The organism is Acinetobacter sp. YH12145, assembly GCF_013418335.1.
Taxonomy (GTDB): Bacteria; Pseudomonadota; Gammaproteobacteria; order Pseudomonadales; family Moraxellaceae; genus Acinetobacter; species Acinetobacter amyesii.
In genome coordinates this window covers 25,915-45,332 of record NZ_VPCE01000006.1, presented here as the reverse complement: position 1 = coordinate 45,332, position 19,418 = coordinate 25,915, and the positions used below count along the sequence as shown (strand labels likewise).

20 protein-coding genes and 1 pseudogene are annotated in these 19,418 nt (G+C 40.5%); 13 read left to right on the top strand and 8 right to left on the bottom strand.

Annotated features, from left to right (window positions below):
• Positions 1-348: 348 nt before the first annotated feature.
• Both FTU80_RS07615 and FTU80_RS07610 read left to right on the top strand, forming a co-directional pair.
• Complete coding sequence (locus FTU80_RS07615) at positions 349-1,629, top strand: D-arabinono-1,4-lactone oxidase (RefSeq protein WP_180084752.1); 1,281 nt, start codon at positions 349-351, stop codon at positions 1,627-1,629.
• A gap of 57 nt (positions 1,630-1,686) precedes the next feature.
• Entirely contained in the window at positions 1,687-2,838 is a 1,152-nt protein-coding gene (locus FTU80_RS07610) for an alanine racemase (RefSeq protein WP_180084653.1), read from the top strand.
• Positions 2,839-2,901: 63 nt separating this feature from the next.
• Here FTU80_RS07610 and FTU80_RS07605 read toward each other — a convergent pair whose 3' ends face one another.
• The gene (locus tag FTU80_RS07605) at positions 2,902-4,521 is read right to left on the bottom strand and encodes a glutamate synthase-related protein (RefSeq protein WP_180024396.1); all 1,620 of its coding nucleotides are present in this window, start codon (positions 4,519-4,521) and stop codon (positions 2,902-2,904) included.
• A 319-nt stretch (positions 4,522-4,840) separates the two neighbouring features.
• Between FTU80_RS07605 and thrS the strand changes: the two genes are divergently transcribed.
• A complete protein-coding gene (thrS, locus tag FTU80_RS07600; protein WP_078189589.1) occupies positions 4,841-6,763 on the top strand; it encodes a threonine--tRNA ligase in 1,923 nt (640 codons plus the stop codon).
• Positions 6,764-6,768: 5 nt separating this feature from the next.
• Complete coding sequence (gene infC, locus FTU80_RS07595; protein WP_180026032.1) at positions 6,769-7,317, top strand: translation initiation factor IF-3; 549 nt, start codon at positions 6,769-6,771, stop codon at positions 7,315-7,317.
• Positions 7,318-8,027: 710 nt separating this feature from the next.
• Here infC and FTU80_RS07590 read toward each other — a convergent pair.
• Positions 8,028-8,489 (bottom strand): Hsp20 family protein, encoded by a 462-nt coding sequence (locus tag FTU80_RS07590; protein WP_168378471.1) that lies wholly within the window; start codon positions 8,487-8,489, stop codon positions 8,028-8,030.
• A 315-nt stretch (positions 8,490-8,804) separates the two neighbouring features.
• Here FTU80_RS07590 and FTU80_RS07585 point away from each other — a divergent pair, with 315 nt between their 5' ends.
• Positions 8,805-9,422 (top strand): glutathione S-transferase N-terminal domain-containing protein, encoded by a 618-nt coding sequence (locus FTU80_RS07585; protein ID WP_078192641.1) that lies wholly within the window; start codon positions 8,805-8,807, stop codon positions 9,420-9,422.
• Between the two features lie 29 nt (positions 9,423-9,451).
• Here FTU80_RS07585 and FTU80_RS07580 read toward each other — a convergent pair whose 3' ends face one another.
• The gene (locus tag FTU80_RS07580) at positions 9,452-9,865 is read right to left on the bottom strand and encodes an energy transducer TonB (protein WP_180084652.1); all 414 of its coding nucleotides are present in this window, start codon (positions 9,863-9,865) and stop codon (positions 9,452-9,454) included.
• Positions 9,866-10,045: 180 nt separating this feature from the next.
• Here FTU80_RS07580 and FTU80_RS07575 point away from each other — a divergent pair, with 180 nt between their 5' ends.
• The gene (locus FTU80_RS07575; protein WP_180025969.1) at positions 10,046-10,330 is read left to right on the top strand and encodes a hypothetical protein; all 285 of its coding nucleotides are present in this window, start codon (positions 10,046-10,048) and stop codon (positions 10,328-10,330) included.
• Positions 10,331-10,342: 12 nt separating this feature from the next.
• Positions 10,343-10,771, top strand: coding sequence for a YqaA family protein (locus FTU80_RS07570; protein ID WP_180025968.1), 429 nt, complete (start codon positions 10,343-10,345; stop codon positions 10,769-10,771).
• Here FTU80_RS07570 and FTU80_RS07565 read toward each other — a convergent pair.
• The 3 genes from FTU80_RS07565 to FTU80_RS07555 all read right to left on the bottom strand — a co-directional run bounded on the left by FTU80_RS07565 (position 10,759) and on the right by FTU80_RS07555 (position 13,658).
• A complete protein-coding gene (locus tag FTU80_RS07565) occupies positions 10,759-11,505 on the bottom strand; it encodes an energy transducer TonB (RefSeq protein WP_162689745.1) in 747 nt (248 codons plus the stop codon). The two genes, FTU80_RS07570 and FTU80_RS07565, sit on opposite strands and share 13 nt — an antisense overlap.
• Positions 11,506-11,565: 60 nt before the next feature.
• On the bottom strand, positions 11,566-12,300 hold the full coding sequence (locus tag FTU80_RS07560; protein ID WP_180025967.1) for an energy transducer TonB: 735 nt from the start codon (positions 12,298-12,300) through the stop codon (positions 11,566-11,568).
• Positions 12,301-12,404: 104 nt separating this feature from the next.
• The gene (locus FTU80_RS07555) at positions 12,405-13,658 is read right to left on the bottom strand and encodes an MFS transporter (protein ID WP_180084751.1); all 1,254 of its coding nucleotides are present in this window, start codon (positions 13,656-13,658) and stop codon (positions 12,405-12,407) included.
• 223 nt (positions 13,659-13,881) lie between these two features.
• Here FTU80_RS07555 and rpmI point away from each other — a divergent pair, with 223 nt between their 5' ends.
• Together rpmI and rplT are read left to right on the top strand one after the other, a co-directional pair.
• Positions 13,882-14,076, top strand: a complete 195-nt coding sequence (gene rpmI / locus FTU80_RS07550) for a 50S ribosomal protein L35 (RefSeq protein ID WP_065994397.1) — start codon at positions 13,882-13,884, stop codon at positions 14,074-14,076.
• 11 nt (positions 14,077-14,087) lie between these two features.
• A complete protein-coding gene (gene rplT, locus FTU80_RS07545) occupies positions 14,088-14,447 on the top strand; it encodes a 50S ribosomal protein L20 (protein ID WP_004647525.1) in 360 nt (119 codons plus the stop codon).
• 67 nt (positions 14,448-14,514) lie between these two features.
• Here rplT and FTU80_RS07540 read toward each other — a convergent pair whose 3' ends face one another.
• Entirely contained in the window at positions 14,515-15,480 is a 966-nt protein-coding gene (locus FTU80_RS07540) for a hypothetical protein (RefSeq protein ID WP_180084651.1), read from the bottom strand.
• Between the two features lie 284 nt (positions 15,481-15,764).
• Here FTU80_RS07540 and FTU80_RS07535 point away from each other — a divergent pair.
• From FTU80_RS07535 to FTU80_RS07525, 3 genes and pseudogenes are all read left to right on the top strand, one after another.
• A pseudogene (locus tag FTU80_RS07535) lies at positions 15,765-16,118 on the top strand (hypothetical protein).
• Between the two features lie 70 nt (positions 16,119-16,188).
• On the top strand, positions 16,189-16,740 hold the full coding sequence (locus FTU80_RS07530; RefSeq protein WP_180024392.1) for an adenylate kinase: 552 nt from the start codon (positions 16,189-16,191) through the stop codon (positions 16,738-16,740).
• A gap of 110 nt (positions 16,741-16,850) precedes the next feature.
• Positions 16,851-17,063, top strand: a complete 213-nt coding sequence (locus tag FTU80_RS07525; protein WP_180084650.1) for a hypothetical protein — start codon at positions 16,851-16,853, stop codon at positions 17,061-17,063.
• A gap of 84 nt (positions 17,064-17,147) precedes the next feature.
• On the opposite strand, the gene FTU80_RS07520 is transcribed toward FTU80_RS07525, so the two are convergent.
• On the bottom strand, positions 17,148-18,176 hold the full coding sequence (locus tag FTU80_RS07520; protein WP_180084649.1) for a hypothetical protein: 1,029 nt from the start codon (positions 18,174-18,176) through the stop codon (positions 17,148-17,150).
• A 159-nt stretch (positions 18,177-18,335) separates the two neighbouring features.
• Here FTU80_RS07520 and pheS point away from each other — a divergent pair, with 159 nt between their 5' ends.
• Positions 18,336-19,316, top strand: a complete 981-nt coding sequence (gene pheS / locus FTU80_RS07515; RefSeq protein ID WP_078192633.1) for a phenylalanine--tRNA ligase subunit alpha — start codon at positions 18,336-18,338, stop codon at positions 19,314-19,316.
• The last annotated feature ends 102 nt before the right edge of the window (positions 19,317-19,418 follow it).

Here is a 19,418-nt window from a genome sequence, read left to right as displayed (position 1 = left end):
ATAAATAATTTAGTTGAAAAATATACAGGGTTTGTTGGTTTTTTATACTAATTTGGCAGATATTTCCGTGTGTGATCTTTTTTATTGATTCGGTTTGAATGATGCTTAACGAATAATGTAGAGCGCCTTGAATAGTCTTTGTGGGGATATAAACGAATGATATTTTCTTTAATTGATCGTGGCTTATTTGCTGTTTTTTAACAATAAACTTAAATTTGAGAAGATGCGAAACTTCGTATAATCTAAGTAAAAAATCAAGATGGCTTGTGCATTAACATTGCAAAAGCGGAAATCAAAAATAAAACAATACGGCTAAATACAATAAAAAGTATGGCGACAAGGATGAATATGACAATTCAACACGACATTGCATGGGAAAATTGGTCAGGTGCTCAGAAGTCGATCCCGAAGTCATTTATACAACCGCAAAATCTTGAGCAATTAATGGATGTGGTGCAATCCCATCCTAAGATTCGCTTGGTTGGCGCAGGGCACTCATTTAGCCCTTTGGTAAAAACCACAGATACCTTAGTAAGTTTAGATCATCTCAAAGGCATTCTAGATATCGATGCTGAACGCTGCCAAAGTACCGTCCAAGCTGGCACACGATTATTTGATTTGGGGGAGAAGCTCGCCTCTTTTGATCAGGCACTGATCAATCAAGGTGATATTGATCGTCAAAGTTTGGCTGGGGCTATTGCAACAGGGACGCATGGTACCGGACTCGAATTACCATGTTTATCGGCACTGGTTACGGGGTTTAAATTATTAACCGCGCAGGGCGAATTACTACAATGCAGTGCTGAACAGAACAGTGAAATTTTCCAAGCAGGGCGTGTTTCACTCGGGAGTTTAGGCGTGCTGACGCATGTACAGTTGCAAAACCGACCGATGTATAAACTCAAAGAACAAACGCGATTATGTCCGCTGAAAGATGTCTTGCAGAATATGCAGCAATGGCAATATGCACATCGACATATTGAGTTCTGGGCATTTAGTCATGCCGATCAGGTTATTTTAAAAACCTTAGATGAGACGGAAGATAACCTTCAACCGCGGAAAGAACAGTGGTTAGATGATGACGTATTACTCAAATTTTGTGCAGAATTGACGCGAATTTTTCCACCACTGAATCCATGGCTACAAAAATTATTAGGTGTTTTTGTCAAACCTTCGATCAGCGTAGATTGGTCAAGTCGAATTTTTCCTTCTGCTCGAAATACCAAATTTAATGAGATGGAATACCAGATTCCGCTGCAACACGGGATGAATTGTTTAGAAGAAATTTTGCATACCCTTCGACGACATAAGGTTCCGATGTTTTTCCCGCTAGAATATCGACTTGTACGTGGGGATGATATTTGGCTCAGTCCGTTTTATCAGCAAGATTCGGCCTCAATTTCGGTGCATCAGTTCTATAAGCAAGATTATCAAGTCATCTTTAAGCTCGTGGAGCCGATTTTTTTAAAATATGGCGGGCGTCCGCATTGGGGGAAATTGCATAGCCTAAATGCGCGGCAGCTTCAAAATGTGTACCCCAAGTGGCAGGATTTTTTAAATATTCGACAAGAATTAGATCCGAAGCAAAAGTGGCTCAGTCCAGAGCTACAGCAAATACTGATTGAATAAGCATCGTGGAACGTTAAACGTTGAAGACCAATTGAACGATATGAAAAAGGGGATGGCATGGATGCATATTTTCAAAAGTTGAATTCGCTGTTAAAACAAAATGGTACGGGGATGCCCCAGTTAATTGTGGATGTTGATGCATTAAATCACAACTTGGTGATCACTCAGCAGCAAATGCCAGAGCGTCTGCATCCGCGCTTGGTGGTGAAATCCTTGGCGTGCATGGCTCTGCTTCAACACTGTGCTACACAGCTCAAGACACAGCGTTTCATGCTATTTCATTTTGCACATCTAAAAACACTTTTCGAATCGATACCGCAAGCCGATGTGTTGTTTGGAAAACCGATGCCGATTCAGGCTTTGAACCATGCAGACAAGGCGTTTTTGCAGGCAACGCAATCGCAAGTGCAATGGCTGATTGATAGTGAACAGCGTTTAGCCCAATACCTCAAATTTGCTGAGCAGCATCAACTGTGTCTACGCATCAATATCGAAATCGATGTGGGGCTACACCGTGGTGGCCTGAAAACGATCCATGAGCTAAAGGCTGTTTTGGATCTAATCGTTCAACATCCCCAACATTTAAAATTTTCAGGATTAATGGGCTATGACGCACATGTGGCGAAGATTCCACGGCTGATCCAATCTGCTGAACAGACTTATCAACAGTCCCAGCAAAGTTATCAACAATTCAAAGCTTATGTACAACAGCGCTACCCAACCTTATGTGATGAACACACCTGTTGGAATGGTGGTGGTAGTCCTAGTTTTAGTTTTCATTGTCAGCAGAGTGTCTGTAACGAAGTCTCGTTTGGCTCGATGTTATTAAAACCTGCAGATTTTGAACTGAAAAATTTACAAGCTTTCCAAAGTGCCTTGTGGATCGCCACGCCTGTGTTAAAAGTGTTGCCACGGACTGAATTACCACAGTTAGAATGGCTCAGTCGTTGGGCAAAATATCAGGCTGTATTTATTTATGGAGGCTATTGGCGAGGGGACTATGTTTATCCTCAAGGCAGTCAGCCCCATGCGTTATATGGTCGCAGTAGTAATCAGGAGCTTGTGCAAATTCCACAGACAAGCAGCATAGATGTAGATGATTATATTTTTTTACGCCCTACCCAGAGTGAAATGATCATCCCTCAATTTGCACAGCTTTGGTTGTACCAAGCTGATCAATTCATGGCCTTTGAGACCTTCAGAGAATAAAAAAGAGCCCGTATGGACTCTTTTTAGGTTCAATTGTTTTGAAAAAAGCTCATGATTTGAAGCTTACTCAAATCCACTGTAGTGAATACCCGTGAGGTTCGACATTTCTTTTTTCCATGTGGTCAGGTCATCTTTGCAGAATTGATTCAGATGATGATGTCCGCAGGCACGAGCCATGACTTGCATCAGTTCAACGGATGCATTTAGAAAATTCGCCAGTTGTTGTGCCGATTTGTCTATTTCTAAACGACGACGTAAATGATCTTGTTGTGTGGCGATGCCGACAGAACAATCATTGGTCTGACAGGCACGCATAGCTAAACAGCCAATGGCTTGCATGGCAGAGTTTGAAATCGCGATGGCATCTGCACCTAAAGCGAGTGCTTTAATAAAGTCAGCGGGTACACGAAGTCCACCTGTGATCACTAAACTAATATCTGACCGTCCTAAACGGTCTAAATGACGACGTGCTCGTGCAAGTGCAGGAATGGTCGGTACAGAGATATTGTCACGGAACAAGGTTGGGGCTGCACCTGTTCCACCGCCACGACCATCTAAAATAATATAGTCCACACCGATGCTTAGTGCTGCGTCAATATCACGTTCAATATGCTGTGCGGAAAGTTTATAGCCGATTGGGATGCCTCCTGTTTCTGCTCGGACATATTCTGCAAATTCACGATATTGGGAAAGATGAGTCCAGTCGGGGAAAGTTGCAGGAGAAATGGCTGCGGTGCCTTCTGGTAATTTGCGCACTTCTGCAATTTTTCCAACCACTTTATGGCCTGGCAGATGTCCTCCCGTACCTGTTTTTGCAGCTTGACCGCCTTTAAAATGAAAGGCCTGACACTTTTTAACTTTTTCGATGTCATAGCCAAAACGACCCGATGCAAGTTCATAAAAATAACGTGAATTGGCCGCTTGTTCCTCAGCAAGCATTCCACCTTCACCTGAACAAATGCCTGTACCTGCAAGTTCAGCACCTATTGCAAGGGCAACTTTGGCTTCTTGAGATAACGCACCAAAACTCATATCTGACACAAACAGGGGGATTTTGAGTTTTAAGGGTTTTTTAGCATTTGGGCCAATCACTACTTCGGTTGCTACGGGGGCATCATCTAATAATGGAATTTTCCACAGTTGTGCGGTGATCAGTTGAATGTCCTCCCATTTCGGGAGTTGATTAAAAGGCACGCCCATCGCCGCTGTCGGACCATGATGTCCAAATTTACTTAAGCCATTTCGTGCGAGTTCTAAGATCAATTTATTATGTGGTTCTTCTGGCGCGGGCGCGGAATCAGCATATAGGCCTTGGTATTGATCACGCTTATATTGTTGAGGATTTCTTTTCTCCCACGCTTGAATTTCTTCAAGATCGACATACACCTGATCGCCTTCCACCCACGCTTTAAACTTTTGCAGATTTTTATTCAGATAACGTGGATTGATGCCAGTTTTATAAATATAGTGAGAACCATGCAGCCCACAGACGATTTTATCTCCTTGAATATGGGCATCGGACATGAGTGCGCCGCGATGCTGACAGCGACCATACATGACCACGACTTGTTCTGCATCATCATCTTCGAGCCGTAAGACCACAAGATCGACATTGGCTGCAAGGGCATAAGCGGGTTGGAGCGGTTTTAAACTAGACCAAGATATAAGTGAATGTGCTTGCATGATACCTGCCTACATAAAGATTTCAGTGGGTATAGGTGTTCGAAATTCGGAATAATTTTATGAATTAGAACGTGATTATTATGTTGACAGCATAAAGCGTATTTCGGCTGAAATCTGCTTGAATTATCAGGAGTCTTGTAAAAGGCAGCAGAAAAATCAACTTCCATGGGATTAGAGGTTTATTAAAGTTGGCAGGGCGTGTAAAATTTAGGTCGAATTTTATTTATCCACCGTTTTTATCTTTTGAGGGTCTCCCTCGATCATAATCTCGCGGTGACATGCTCCATTGTACGGGGCATCACTCCTTAAGGATTTTTATATGCCAATTATCACTTTGCCAAATGGCGATCAAAAAGAATTTGATCATGCCGTGTCTGTGATGGAAGTTGCTCAAAGCATCGGTCCTGGTCTAGCAAAAAATACAGTTGCGGGTCGTGTAAACGATCGTTTAGTTGATGCGTCTGATTTAATTACAGAAGATGCTAGCCTACAAATTATCACGCCTAAAGATGAAGATGGTATTCACATCATTCGTCACTCTTGTGCGCATTTGGTAGGTCATGCAGTTAAGCAATTGTTCCCAGAAGCAAAGATGGTCATTGGTCCTGTCATTGAAGAAGGTTTCTACTATGACATCTGGATGCCACGTCCGTTTACTTTAGATGACATGGCAGCAATCGAAGAGCGCATGAAAAAGCTCATCGACCAAGACTATGATGTCATCAAAAAAATGACTCCACGTGATGAAGTGATCAAAGAATTCACTGCACGCGGCGAAGAATACAAACTACGTCTGATCGAAGACATGCCTGAAGAAACTGAAATGGGCTTGTACTACCATCAGGACTATTTGGACATGTGCCGTGGTCCGCACGTTCCAAATACTAAATTCTTAAAATCGTTCAAGTTGACTAAAATCTCTGGTGCTTACTGGCGCGGTGATGCGAAAAACGAACAGCTACAACGTATTTACGGTACAGCTTGGGCGGACAAAAAGCAGTTAGCTGCCTACATTAAACGTATTGAAGAAGCTGAAAAACGCGACCACCGTAAAATTGGTAAAGCGTTAGACTTGTTCCATATGCAAGAAGAAGCGCCGGGTATGGTGTTCTGGCATCCAAACGGCTGGACTATTTACCAAGTGCTTGAACAATACATGCGTAAAGTTCAACAAGCCAACGGTTACCAAGAAATCCGTACACCGCAAGTGGTTGATTTCACGCTTTGGGAAAAATCAGGTCACGCAGCAAACTATGCTGAAAACATGTTTACGACTCACTCAGAGAACCGTAACTATGCAGTAAAACCAATGAACTGCCCATGTCACGTGCAAGTCTTCAACCAAGGTTTGAAATCTTACCGTGATCTTCCAATTCGTTTGGCTGAGTTTGGTTCATGTCACCGTAACGAACCATCAGGTTCATTACACGGTATTATGCGTGTACGTGGCTTTACACAAGATGATGCGCATATCTTCTGTACGAAAGAACAAATCGGTACTGAAGTTGCAGACTTCATTAAATTGACTTTAGATGTTTATAAAGACTTTGGTTTTGAAGAAGTTCAAATGAAATTGTCGACACGTCCAGAAAAACGTGTAGGTGATGACAAACTTTGGGACATGGCAGAAAAATCTTTAGCAGATGCTTTAGATGCTGCAGGCCTAGAGTGGGAACTTCAACCGGGTGAAGGTGCATTCTACGGTCCGAAAATTGAATTCTCATTGAAAGACTGCTTAGGTCGTGTATGGCAGTGCGGTACAATTCAATGTGACTTTAACTTACCAGAACGTTTAGATGCGTCTTATGTGACTGAAGATAACGACCGTGATCAGCCTGTAATGTTGCACCGTGCAATACTTGGCAGTTTCGAGCGTTTTATTGGTATACTTATTGAACACTATGCTGGTTTCATGCCACCTTGGCTGTCTCCAATTCAAGCATGTGTGATGAACATTACCGATTCACAAGCTGAAGCATGTGAGTCAGTCGTCGCTAAACTTAAAGAAAGCGGTATCCGCGCGATTTCAGACTTGAGAAATGAGAAAATCGGCTTTAAGATTCGTGAACGTACTTTAGAGCGTATTCCTTACTTATTGGTTCTTGGGGACCGTGAAGTTGAGGAAGGTACTGTAAACGTCCGTACTCGCTCTGGAAAAAATTTGGGTACTATGTCAATTGATGCATTCGTTGACCTAGTAAAAGCAGCCGTAGCCGAACGCGGCCGGTACATTGTGGAGTAAAAGCGATTAAACAGCCTGACCGTAATCAACAGGGCGGAAAATCAAACCGTCCTGCCTTGAATGATGAAATTCGTGCAAAAGAAGTCCGTCTAGTAGACGAAAATGGCGAGCAAAAAGGGATTGTATCTCTTGCTGACGCTTTGCGTGCTGCAGAAGCAGTAGATCTTGACCTTGTTGAGATTGTTGCTAATGCTGAGCCACCAGTCTGCAAAATCATGGATTTCAACAAGCATTTGTTTGATCTAAAACAAAAGCAAAAAGAAGCGAAGAAAAAACAACATCAAGTACAGGTGAAAGAAATCAAGCTACGCCCTGGTACTGATGTTGGTGACTACAACGTTAAACTACGTGCCATTATCAAGTTCCTTGAAGAAGGCAATAAGGTAAAAATCACGCTTCGTTTCCGTGGTCGTGAGATGGCTCACCAACAACTTGGTTTGGCTCAATTACAAAAAATTGAAGCTGACGTAGTTGAATACGGTGTTGTTGAACAAACCCCGAAAATGGAAGGCCGTCAAATGGGTATGCTACTTGGTCCTAAAAAGAAAAAGTAAGTATCCATAAAAGAAGCACTGCATTTGCAGTGCTTTTTTTTGCCTATATTTTGGTTTTTTAATCTCAATGATGTTCAAGGGCACCAATAATTTTTGCTGCGTATTGATTGAAAAATAGAGCAAAATTCATGAATGCGAACTTATGTCTGAGGGTATTAAGTAAGTTTCTTTAAGAAAGACAAATTTGATTATATTCTAATTGATATTCAATCGTTGTTTCGATTCAGACGTTTTGAAATGCTTTAATTTAGTTTTAATGTAGGTATAAAGTGAGCAAAGCTTTTTATTGAGCTAACTATGTGAGATCTATTTACATAACACCGGCAGTGAGATGGGGATTTTCAGTACCCTCCAATAGATTTTCATCTTGGTAATATTAGGTCGTATATTCCATGTTATAAAAGCAATCAGAACAAAGTACATTTCATATAAATAGATAGTAATACAGAGTAGGATTATTTTTTGCAAGATACGCCAAAATTTAAAAAGAGTAGATGAACAGCTTGTAAGCCAGACCCACCAAGGATTCATTAAAAACACCTATGGGTAAGATTAAGTTGAGAATAGATAAAAAACGAAACATATAAATTGGAATCGAGACACTATATTCTTGAGATGGCATGATTTTTTATTCTTGTTTGTCATGTTTTGAATCTAACTAATTTTCTTAATATAAAAAAGACCCCGAAGGGTCTTTTTTTTATGAGAGTTTACTCAGCGCTATTTTCTTGGACAGGACTTTCTATCAATGCCTTTTTGCCAATTGGAATTTGGCGTGGTAGTTTTTCTTCAGGAATAATACGCTGTAAGTCCACTGTCAATAAACCATTTTCATATAGGGCTTGTTGCACTTCTATATGTTCATCTAAGCGTAAAGACAGTTTAAATGTACGACGCGCAATGCCTTTATGCAGGAATTCCACAGTTGTATCTTGCGCTTCAGTTGGTTTACCTGAAATGCTTAGCACTTGATTTTCTAAGTTTAGCGAAAGTTCATCTTCTGTAAAACCTGCGGTTGCCACCACAATGCGATAGCTATTTTCAGCCGTTTTTTCAATATTGTATGGCGGGTAATTTGGTGTGTCGCTTTGCATGGCATAATCAAATAAATCGTTGAAACGATCAAAACCAATGCTACGACGGAAAAGTGGGTTAAGATTTAAACTACTCATAATTAGAACTCTCTTTAATAAGCAAAGTTGTAACAATAAGAAATGTTCAGTGATGCTTGGCATCCACTGTTCACTAACAAGATCGTTTGATCCTTGTACATGTATCAATATCGGTCTGTGCTGATTTTTTTCAAGGGATTTTTATAAAAAAATTATATTTTTTGAATTTTTGTACCTTAAGTGATTTTAAAAGCAAAGTGATAATTCACATTTTAACATTACTTTTCAGAAAAACTGACAAGCTTTCACTGGATTAAACATGTTATACATAAAGCAAAATGAGATTGCCTTACTGAAAATTAAAAAGGAATATAGATGATTGATCTCTACTATTGGGGTACACCCAATGGACATAAAATTACCATCGCTTTAGAAGAAATGGGTTTGGAATACCAAATTTTTCCGATTAATATCTTGGAAAATGATCAATTTCAGCCAGACTTTTTGAGAATTTCTCCGAACAATAAAATCCCTGCAATTGTGGATCAGAATGGCCCACGAGGAGAGTCAATTTCAGTTTTTGAGTCTGGTGCGATTCTGCAATATCTTGGACGTAAAACAGGTTTGTTTTATCCAGAAGATGAGTTTGAGCGCGTTGAAGTAGAACAATGGTTGATGTGGCAAATGGGCGGTTTTGGGCCCATGTTAGGACAAAATCATCATTTTAGTCGTTTTGCACCTGAACGTATTCCGTATGCAACTGAACGTTATGTAAATGAATCTAAACGCTTGTATAAAGTTTTGAACCATCAGTTGATTGGTCAAAAATTTGTGGCTGGAGAGTATTCGATTGCAGATATGGCTATTCTGCCTTGGGCACTGCGTCATGAATGGCAGCAAATTCAGCTGGAAGATTATCCATACGTGAAAGACTATATCGATCGACTGACGGCCCGTCCAGCGGTACAAAAAGCCTTAGCAATACAGGTTTAAAAAAAGAGCATGGAAACATGCTCTTTTTTTTATGAAATGAATAGAAGCTTTTTCCACCAAGGTCTTTGGTTTTCTTTCAGGGTCTTGAGTGAGAAGGGCTGTAGGGCAACAAAGGGGTAAGCTACACCATTTTCGATATAAGGTTTGAACTTGGCACGTAAAAGTGACTGTTCAACCCGCTTATCAATGTGTGTAAATCCAGAGCTTTTGATTAATTCAGCTTTTTGAACTTCGCCGGTGGCTAAAACATACAATTTAAAACTAAGGTCACGATTTTGATTGCCCAGATCGTCATTGTTGAAGTTAAAAATAGGTCGCTTTTTCCAAATAATTTGATCTTGTGTAATCACGTGTTGTTTGGCAACTTCAGAAGGACTTTGTGCATATAAAGTGGTCAAAATTTGTAATAACACAATAAAACTTAAGAAAAGAATTTTTTTCATAAAGTGAGTTAAAATTATTCAATATTTGCGTGGCAGATTAGAAGTCTCATGTATAAAAGTAAAGTGCGGAAAGACTCACCTTAAGATTTTAGATAGGACGGAAGAAAATTCTAACGCTGTGTTAGAATGCGGCGCTGCCGAAAGAACGCGTTGTTGACGGCTTAGTTGGACGATTTTGCGATGAAAGACTTTTTCTTAAATTTTACCCGTATTGTTGAAAATAACCCAAGAATCTATTGGAGTATTATTTTGGGTATTGCAGGCTGCTTAGTGCTATTTGTCGCTGAAATTGTGCATGTTCAAAATATTCTTGCAGATTTACATACCAAAGATCAAAACTTGATGCGAGCTGCGATTGAACCGATTTCTTCACAATATAAATGGTCGAGAATCGTTGTAATTGTTGCAGCAGTGCTTTGGTCAAATTTTGAATATTTGAAGTCGAAGAAAAAATTAGGTCTCTAAGCATTCGTTTCGATGTGGTCGTTTTTAGTTTTATTCTTCGCGGCATTTGGGGCTGCGACCTTACTTCCTTTACAGTCCGAAGCCGTATTGCTCGGATTGTTGAGCTATGGTCAACACAATCCATGGCTACTGATTTTGGTGGCCAGTATCGGAAATATCCTCGGTTCTTGTGTGAATTGGTGGCTCGGTTTAAAAGTAGAACATTATAAAAATAAAACATGGTTTCCCGTGTCAGAGCCAAAAATGCAGCAGGCACAGGGCATTTATCACAAATATGGCTATTGGTCTTTGCTACTGAGTTGGCTGCCGATGATTGGAGACCCAATTACTTTAATCGCGGGTTTAATGAAAGAAAACTTCTGGCGATTTTTCACACTGGTCAGTATCGCCAAAATTGGACGTTATCTGTTTATCTACGGGCTATTTTTTCAATTACATTGAATATTTTTCAGCTGAATGCGCTCTTTAAATTGAATTTTAAAGATCTGATAAAACTTACGTGGCGCTTCGATTTTTGCCAGTTCAAATTTCTTTAATAGCAAGCGGGCAATTGGATCACTTGGACTTTGTATTAAACGAATATCGGAAATTTGGTTCTTGCGATCTACGCTAAAACTAAAATCTATGCTGAATTGTTTTGCTTCAGATTCCGTCATCGGCAGCTTCATTGCGGGGACGTCTTTGTATTGAAATGTTCTATGTTGGCCAGACTGTTGGAGCTGCAAGCCCTCGGGCTCAAAATCAGCCCAGCAGGTTTTGATGGGCTTTCTTTTTGGTGTTTTACGTGTCGATGAATAGTCATCAGCATTAAATTCAAATGGCTGCGTCGCTCGGAAGGGATAGCTGATGCCCGAATCTATATAAGGCCTGAAGCGTGCCTTTTTTACCGCGTTAATGACCATATCATCCAAATCTGGCAAGCCTGAACTGGTGATGATTTTGACTGCGGTAATGTTGCCCGAGTTGTCTGCATCAATTGCGACATTGACAAATCTAGGGCGTCCTTCCAGATCTCCTGGCTCAAATTTAACTTTGGGTGCGCGCATCCAGCTGACAGGTCTGTCTTGCAATATTTTTACTTCGCTGGCGGGCGCAGTCTCAGCGGCAGCATACTGCGTGCACATCACTGTGCTTGCACAGAGCATTAGACCTATTGCTGTATATTGTTTCAACATAGTCATTCCATCAGTGCGCGGCATGCCAATGCATTATTTTAATGCCGCTAAAAATTGAGATTATGAGCAGCCATTTACTTGAAATTGAATTTCATCTTTAAAGTTCGACTTTTTATAGATCCAAAGGGTGCTCGCAGTACGTTTAACCGAGATCTGACTATTTCTCAATGCTTCAACGACTTTCTGATCGAGTGCATAAATGCCAGAGCCTTGCTTGATCTTGACCTTTTTTACTTGTCCGTGTTTATCCACTTTAAAGTTAAATTTGACTTTACGATCATGCTGTTTCAACTCATGACTAGTGAGATCTAATTTTGGTTGAGATACATATTGGAATGGCGTTTTCTTATCTGCACTTTGTGCCTTCCAAACTTTTGAATCAAAGTTGAAATCACATTCAGGCGTATTGCCTTTAACTCTCAAATTAAACGCTTGATAGCCAATAATGGCTTTGGCTTCACCATTTTCTAAATGTGGTTTGACTTTAGCTTTTTTGACAGCAGAAATTAAGATTCGGTCGAGTTGATCGACACCTGTACTTTCTTCAACACTTGCATCGGTAATGGTGCCTTTTGCATTTGCTGTAACACGAATAATGGCCGCGCGGTCACGTTGCTTGAGGTCTTCATTGGCATATACCGGTTTTGGAAAAACCGACCAATTTAAACGCGTGGTTAAATGTGCAGGAGCAACTTCAATATTCTGTGCCGGAAGTTGATGGGTTTTGGTTGAAGCACTAAACGCTGTAGAAAATGGAGCGCAGGCCAAAAGGGTTAAGCACAGATATTGTTTCATAAGTCTATTCTAAGATCACAAAGTGAGTGATGAATGCGTCGATATTGCTGCGCAGTATTTCCTGTATTGGAAATACTGGCAAGGTTTAAATGGAAAATATGCCATTATTTTTTTGACTGATGGGTAATGTCGATCCCAAACAAATCACGTGTTTTTGCCCAACTGATCGCAACTACAGCCATGGTCATACAGCCACCAAAAAGTGTCGCCATGATCGTGCCCATATATTTTGCTGCAAGTCCCGATTCAAAAGCTCCAAGTTCATTACTACTGGAGACAAACATGCCATTGACCGCGGCTACACGGCCACGCATATTTTCGGGCGGGTAGAGCTGTAAAATGGTTTGGCGAACTACTACAGAGATGCTGTCACATGCGCCGGTCATTGCTAGTGCAAAGAGTGATAACCAAAGATGGCTGGAAAATGCGAATAAAATGGTAAATACACCAAAACCTGCTACAGCCAATAACATATTACGCCATGCATGATGGGTTGGAGGGAATTTGGTTAGTGCAATCATGGTGATGAGTGCGCCAATAGACGGAGCTGCCCGTAAGTAGCCTAAACCTTCAGGCCCCACTTTTAAAATATCTTCAGCAAAAATCGGTAAGAGGGCAATCACGCCACCAAAAAGCACAGAAACCAAATCGAGTGAAATCGCCCAAAGGACAATTTTGGTTTTCCAGATAAAACGAAAACCTTCACTTAAACTATCTTTTAAATTGTCAGATTCAATTTTAGGGAAACTGCGTTTACTGAGCAGATTAATAAGGACGAAGCAGAGCGTTAGTAGTGCTGCAACACTGAGTAAGCTGGTTTCACGGCCTAAAAATGCCAACATGAAACCGCCGAGCATTGGCCCAATAATTACCCCACTTTGCCAACCAATCGTTGTCCATGTTGCACCATTGGTATAGAGCTCCCGCGGGATTAAAAAAGGTTTAAGCGACGTTGCCGAGGGATTATAGAAACCACGGATCGTTCCAAGCCCAAAAATGACCGCATAAATACCCCAAGACAGTTGGGTGACATCAATTTGGCCGAGACCATATTGGTGAAATAACCCCCAAAGAATCAGTGGCATCGGTACAGAAAAAAACAGACAAATTTTCATAATGGTCTGTTTATTGAAACGATCTGCAAAGTATCCTCCCCACAAAGAGAGAGCAATAAAAGGAATTGCTTCGGCTAAACCAATTAAGCCCAGTGTTAGCGGGTCTTTAGTGATTTGATACAGTGAGTAAGCAACAATAATTTCTTGAATCAAAATGGCTAAGGTCAGACAAAATTGATTAAGCGTAACAATCGAGAAATCCCGATAACGTAGGGCTGCAAAAGCATCCTGTGCAGGTTTCATAATGGACATTAATAGTTGGCGTGCCGACATTATATAAGCCTTATTGGGCATCGCTTCTAAAATCATCGGAAAATCTATATTAGAAAATTAATTAAGTTCGATATTCGGTAGAAAGATTCGCTTTTGTTTTGAGCAAAGATGCTTTAGAATACTCGCTCCCTTACCTGCAGGGCGTCTTTGCAATGGTGCAGACGTGCCGAACAGGTGTTCAAAAGAGGTTCTTATGCCTAAGATGAAAACTCGCCGTGGTGCAGCTAAACGCTTCAAGCCAACTGCAAACGGTTTTAAACGTCACCAAGCGTTCAAACGACACATTTTGACCAAAAAATCTGCTAAGCGTATCCGTCAATTACGCGGCTGTGTAATGGTTCACGTAAGTGACGTTGCTTCAGTTCGCCGTATGTGCCCATACATCTAAGGAGATTATAAATGGCTCGTGTTAAACGTGGTGTACAGGCTCATCGCCGTCATAAAAAAATTCTTGCTCGTGCTAAAGGTTACTACGGCGCTCGTTCACGCGTATATCGCGTAGCGTTCCAAGCAGTAATCAAAGCAGGTCAATATGCTTACCGTGACCGTCGTCAAAAGAAACGTCAATTCCGTGCTCTATGGATTGCGCGTATCAATGCTGGTGCTCGTCAAAATGGTTTGTCGTACAGCCGTATGATTGCTGGCTTGAAAAAAGCTCAAGTGATTATCGACCGTCGCGTACTTGCTGACATCGCTATGCATGACGCAGTTGCGTTTGCTGCTTTAGCTTCTAAAGCTAAAGATGCATTAGCTGCATAAGTCTTTATGACTTAAAAAAAGACCGCTTTTAGCGGTCTTTTTTTATGGACGAATTTGATTAGACATCTTATTTTTTCGACCATATGGCTAAAAACACAATGATGCCAATTGTGATTGCGGCAAATTTTATAAACTCAAATTGTTTAAAAAGTAAATAAAAGCCATAAAGTAAAGCGAATAGCATGGCAAAAATTAAAACTAAAGAAAAAAATACAACCCATGGTTTTTCAGGCTCTTTATCTGTTGAAGTGTTGGTGGCGGAAAGAACTTGATCAGATGTTGATTTGAAATAATTAACTTTGGGGTATTTTTTCTGTAGTTGTTTGAGTAAAGCTTTCTCTTCATCATTGACTAAATTTTCGCGGTTGAAATGATTGGCTGTATAGCACGTGACATCTACATGGTGTTCTGACAGTTTGTACTCATAATCCAATAGTTGTGCATATTCTTCGGTTGTAAATAAATGGATCGGTGAGCTTTCGTTTTTTACATGTTTTAAATTTTGGATAGCAGCTTCGATTGAATTGAGCATTTCAAGCAGACTTAATCCAACTTGAGGTGAAGCTTGAGGATTCTCCAAAAGAGGGAGTGAGTCATCCAGAAGGCCATAATAATACAAATTATGGATTAGTTTAAATTGAGGCTGAATGTGGGTAGAAAACGGATGTTCAAATAAATCCAGTTGAATGCTATTTACTAAACTGCTCCAACTCGATTTTTTATCAAAGTAAAAGCATTCGTTCCGCTGTTGTTGATTGAGCTCAATTAATGTAAACAGTCCGAATGCGTCATGAAATTGTGTGGAACTTGCACCCCAAAACTCCCGAGGATCACCAATAGGGCTGATATCTAAAATTTTCGTTTCAGATTGGATTTGAACCAGTGCAAAGGCTTGATTTAAATTGTTGTGGAAAACAGCAAGAGGGTAGTTGGTTTTTACAAAGTCAAAATGAGGATGTTGATTAAGTTTTGCATGCTCAAAAAGAAGATCAAATGGATAAAGTGAGCATGTTCTAATCCGCTTTTCAGCCATATACATAATCAAATGATCAACTGAGTCATGTAGTAATGCATTGGTTTTAAAATCGCGAATCAAGAAAATGTCGCAAGCTTGGCCGCACCATGGGTGCAAAATCTCGTCATAGTAAATTTTCTGGTTAAAAAAGCGTTGAGCGTTATATTGCAAACCAAGAATAAATTGCTCGTAATGATCTATCATAATGAAGCATTTTTTTATTTTTCAATTGTAAGCTATCTTAGCTTTAATTTGATTTAAGAGGTAACTGCTTGATGCGCAAATAGTATCACTTCCGCCGAGTGGGTGATGATACGTATATTTGGGATGTACATCGTTTAGTAAAACTCAGTCAAAATTTTAAGATTCAGCAAATCCCTGTAAATGACATTTAGGAGTTAAATGAAGCATATTAATTTCCAAAATCTGCACCGACCACACAGCAAATTATTGAACATCTGCAATTGGTAAATGCTGCGGACTTAAGTTATCCCATTATTTTATGTGCCAGCGGTCGAGTGATGGATGGGATGCATCGAGTCGCAAAAGCATGCATAACCAGTCAGTCGCATATATTAGCCGTTCAATTTGAACAAATCCCAAAGCCTGACTTTATCAATATCGATGCAGATCTTTTGGATTATCGTGAAGAATAAAAGTTAACCTACAGATCCAATGCTGTTATCTTGAAGTAGATTCACCAGACTCAAGTAGATCATCATGACAATGAAAAGAATAAACGTAGTCGGTACATCGGCCACTGGAAAATCAACCTTTTCCAGAGCTTTGGCGGACAAAATAGGGCTGCATTATATTGAACTAGATAACCTATTTTGGCTGGATGATTGGCAGGAGTGTCCTGACGAAATCTTTTTTGCACGTATCGGAGCTGAAATTGCTAAAGCGAAAAATGGTTATGTTATTGATGGCAACTATACTCGGGCGATTCCTGTTAAATGGTCTGAAATAGATACGGTGATATGGTTAGACCTTCCGTTTCCAGTCAATTTATACCGCTCTGTAAAGCGCGCAATTTCTCGGGCTAAGTCCAAACAAGATCTTTGGCCAGATTCAAATAATCAGGAAAGTTTGTGGCGGATGTTTGGTCGAGATTCCATTGTCTGGTGGATGATTAAGACCCATAAAAAGAATCGTGAAAAATATCTACAGATGATGAATGCACCTGAATATCAACATATTCAATGGATTCGTTTAAAGTCTGCAAATGCAGTTGATGCATTTTTAGAACAATTGGACTCTTATGTTTTTGATGTTTAAGTTTTGATGTTTTATCAATAAAAAGTGCAGTTAAGTTACAGAAATAATCTTTATACCGCGCTTTGCGCCATGCCTAATGTATGGATAGAAAAGAACAAAAGGAAAATAAAATGTTGGCTGAAATAGTTGGTATGGGTCAAGGTAGCATCACTGTAGAGCTCGAAATGATTCCCCGCAAAGGTGAGGCGGTCAAAATCATGTATGGTGCAGACGCAGAGCTTGAAGGTGAAGTAGTCTCGGTCAGTCATTATATTAATCAACATGCCGATCAGCATCGCGTTCGATTAGAAGTTCGTCCATTTAATTATTTAACGACCTCATAATTTTGAGGTCATTCATACATAAGCATGTTCATAAAAAAGCCCTTCCATGAGAAGGGCTTTTTAGTGTTGATCACATTTATACAGTTAAAGTCCGAAGTAATAAGCCAATAAGCAAATCACTACCGTAATAATAATTAAGGTAATCACTCCACCTGCACCAGGTTTATGGGTTGGATTTTGCGTGTGTACATGCTGAGGATTTGATTTTCTTTGTTCAGTTTTAAATCCATCCAGAGGAGAGCTTTCGACCACAGGAGTTAAACGTGCAGTTTTATAGTGATTAGCGACTTTCACAATAAATTTAGCCGTTAAATCTTCAGTTTTTTGAGCAAAATGGCGTAAATTTAACTGTTCTTCAGGTGTATAGATGCTGCCATCTGCATGATAGGGATGCTGAATTTTAGACTGAATGTGGCGGTTTAATGCATCTAAGCGATGTAAGCTGTCATGTGCGAAATCTGCTTGTGCATCCGTTGGCAAGAGTGCGAGTTTTGCGGATTCATTCGATTCGCTGCTTAGATCGGGCTGCGTACCATAATAAGGTGTCCCTAACACCTCCGGCTCAATAAAACCTTCCGCAGGTTTTTGTAAAAATAATTCTGCTTCAGTGAAGTTATGAATATCATCCCATTTTGGTAACTGCATATCTGCTTCGATGCGTTTAATGAGTTTATGGTTCAGCTCATAGCGCCAAAAGGTTTCTCGACGAATTTGCAGTTGTTGGGATGCCGGTGCTTCATAGTCATTTTCTGCGTTATACCACTCGGCAAGTTCTTTACCAAAAATCCATGCCTGCTTTTTATTTTTTTCGTGGCTTACAATAAAATGGGCAAAGGGAAGAAGTTCAACGTTAGCATTCGGATTTTGTTCATCATTCAGCAAGCTGGAGCTATGTAAACTTAAGCGTTGTACCCCTTGTTTTTTTAAGCCTTCTAGCCAAATTTGGAAATGTTGAGCCAATAAATGCTGTGATAGCAAATCACGAAAATGGAAACTGTGCTGATCAAAAATGTGGTGATTCAACCAACGTTGAAAACTCAAATCTTGGTTGAGAAATTCATTGCCATAAGTGACGAGTGTGAGCTGTTGTTTCCAGATTGGATCGAGTGCCATAAAGATTGGATCCCATTGATATTGTGTTTATCTTATACTTTTTTTAAAACTTGATGCTAATGCAATTTTAACTTGTGAATGCGCTTCATCATAACGGCTAAAAACTGTTAGAATAAGGGGTTTATATTATTTTTTTAAATTGTTGCTTTGAGAGTTACTATGTCACTGGAAGCCCTGACCACTGAAGCGCTCGCTGCGATTGCAGCAGCAGAGGACCTTGCTACACTCGACCAAGTGCGAGTGCAATTTACAGGGAAGAAAAGCCAGCTCGCGGAACAATCGAAGTCGCTCGGTAAAATGGACCCAGAAGAACGTAAAGTTTTTGGTGCTCAAATTCATGCCGTTCGTGAATCGATTACTGGCGCACTGACTGCTCGTCAAGCTGAATTACAAAAAGCTGCATTAGAACAAAAGCTTGCTAGCGAAACGATTGATATTACTTTACCCGGCCGTGGTCAAACGGTGGGTAGCATTCACCCTGTGACTCAAGTTCAAGAACGTATTTGCCAATTCTTTACCAAAGCTGGCTTTACTGTTGCGACTGGTCCAGAAGTTGAAGATGATTATCACAACTTTGAAGCATTGAACATTCCGGGTCATCACCCTGCACGTGCGATGCACGACACTTTCTATTTTGATGCGAATCATTTACTTCGTACGCATACCTCAGGCGTGCAAATTCGTACGATGGAAAATCAGCAGCCTCCAATCCGTATTGTGTGCCCTGGTCGTGTTTACCGCTGTGACTCAGATCAAACGCATTCGCCAATGTTCCATCAAATCGAAGGTTTGTATGTGGCTGAAAACACCAGCTTTGCAGAACTTAAAGGTTTGTTGGTGAACTTGTTAAATGAGTTCTTTGAAAAAGATTTGAAAGTACGTTTCCGTCCATCTTATTTCCCATTCACAGAGCCAAGTGCAGAAGTGGATATCATGGATGAACGTGGTAAATGGTTGGAAGTTTTGGGCTGCGGTATGGTGCATCCAAACGTTTTACAAGCCGCTGGCATCGACCCAGAAAAATACAAAGGCTTTGCCTTCGGTTTAGGTGTAGAGCGTTTTGCCATGTTGCGTTACGGCATTAATGACCTGCGTATGTTCTACCAAAATGATGTGCGTTTCTTACGCCAATTTGCTTAAACAGTTTTATACCTCTCCCTAACCTCTCCTAAAAGGAGAGGGGGTGTCCATCATGACTTAGGGTTCGTCCTCTTTCTTTAAAGGGGCGCTAGAGGGGATTAG

Coding starts and splice junctions, on each gene's coding strand:
- FTU80_RS07615 (WP_180084752.1), top strand. CDS start 349: ATGACAATTCAACACGACATTGCATGGGAAAATTGGTCAGGTGCTCAG.
- FTU80_RS07610 (WP_180084653.1), top strand. CDS start 1,687: ATGGATGCATATTTTCAAAAGTTGAATTCGCTGTTAAAACAAAATGGT.
- FTU80_RS07605 (WP_180024396.1), bottom strand. CDS start 4,521: ATGCAAGCACATTCACTTATATCTTGGTCTAGTTTAAAACCGCTCCAA.
- thrS (WP_078189589.1), top strand. CDS start 4,841: ATGCCAATTATCACTTTGCCAAATGGCGATCAAAAAGAATTTGATCAT.
- FTU80_RS07590 (WP_168378471.1), bottom strand. CDS start 8,489: ATGAGTAGTTTAAATCTTAACCCACTTTTCCGTCGTAGCATTGGTTTT.
- FTU80_RS07585 (WP_078192641.1), top strand. CDS start 8,805: ATGATTGATCTCTACTATTGGGGTACACCCAATGGACATAAAATTACC.
- FTU80_RS07580 (WP_180084652.1), bottom strand. CDS start 9,865: ATGAAAAAAATTCTTTTCTTAAGTTTTATTGTGTTATTACAAATTTTG.
- FTU80_RS07575 (WP_180025969.1), top strand. CDS start 10,046: ATGAAAGACTTTTTCTTAAATTTTACCCGTATTGTTGAAAATAACCCA.
- FTU80_RS07570 (WP_180025968.1), top strand. CDS start 10,343: ATGTGGTCGTTTTTAGTTTTATTCTTCGCGGCATTTGGGGCTGCGACC.
- FTU80_RS07565 (WP_162689745.1), bottom strand. CDS start 11,505: ATGTTGAAACAATATACAGCAATAGGTCTAATGCTCTGTGCAAGCACA.
- FTU80_RS07560 (WP_180025967.1), bottom strand. CDS start 12,300: ATGAAACAATATCTGTGCTTAACCCTTTTGGCCTGCGCTCCATTTTCT.
- FTU80_RS07555 (WP_180084751.1), bottom strand. CDS start 13,658: ATGAAACCTGCACAGGATGCTTTTGCAGCCCTACGTTATCGGGATTTC.
- rpmI (WP_065994397.1), top strand. CDS start 13,882: ATGCCTAAGATGAAAACTCGCCGTGGTGCAGCTAAACGCTTCAAGCCA.
- rplT (WP_004647525.1), top strand. CDS start 14,088: ATGGCTCGTGTTAAACGTGGTGTACAGGCTCATCGCCGTCATAAAAAA.
- FTU80_RS07540 (WP_180084651.1), bottom strand. CDS start 15,480: ATGGCTGAAAAGCGGATTAGAACATGCTCACTTTATCCATTTGATCTT.
- FTU80_RS07530 (WP_180024392.1), top strand. CDS start 16,189: ATGAAAAGAATAAACGTAGTCGGTACATCGGCCACTGGAAAATCAACC.
- FTU80_RS07525 (WP_180084650.1), top strand. CDS start 16,851: ATGTTGGCTGAAATAGTTGGTATGGGTCAAGGTAGCATCACTGTAGAG.
- FTU80_RS07520 (WP_180084649.1), bottom strand. CDS start 18,176: ATGGCACTCGATCCAATCTGGAAACAACAGCTCACACTCGTCACTTAT.
- pheS (WP_078192633.1), top strand. CDS start 18,336: ATGTCACTGGAAGCCCTGACCACTGAAGCGCTCGCTGCGATTGCAGCA.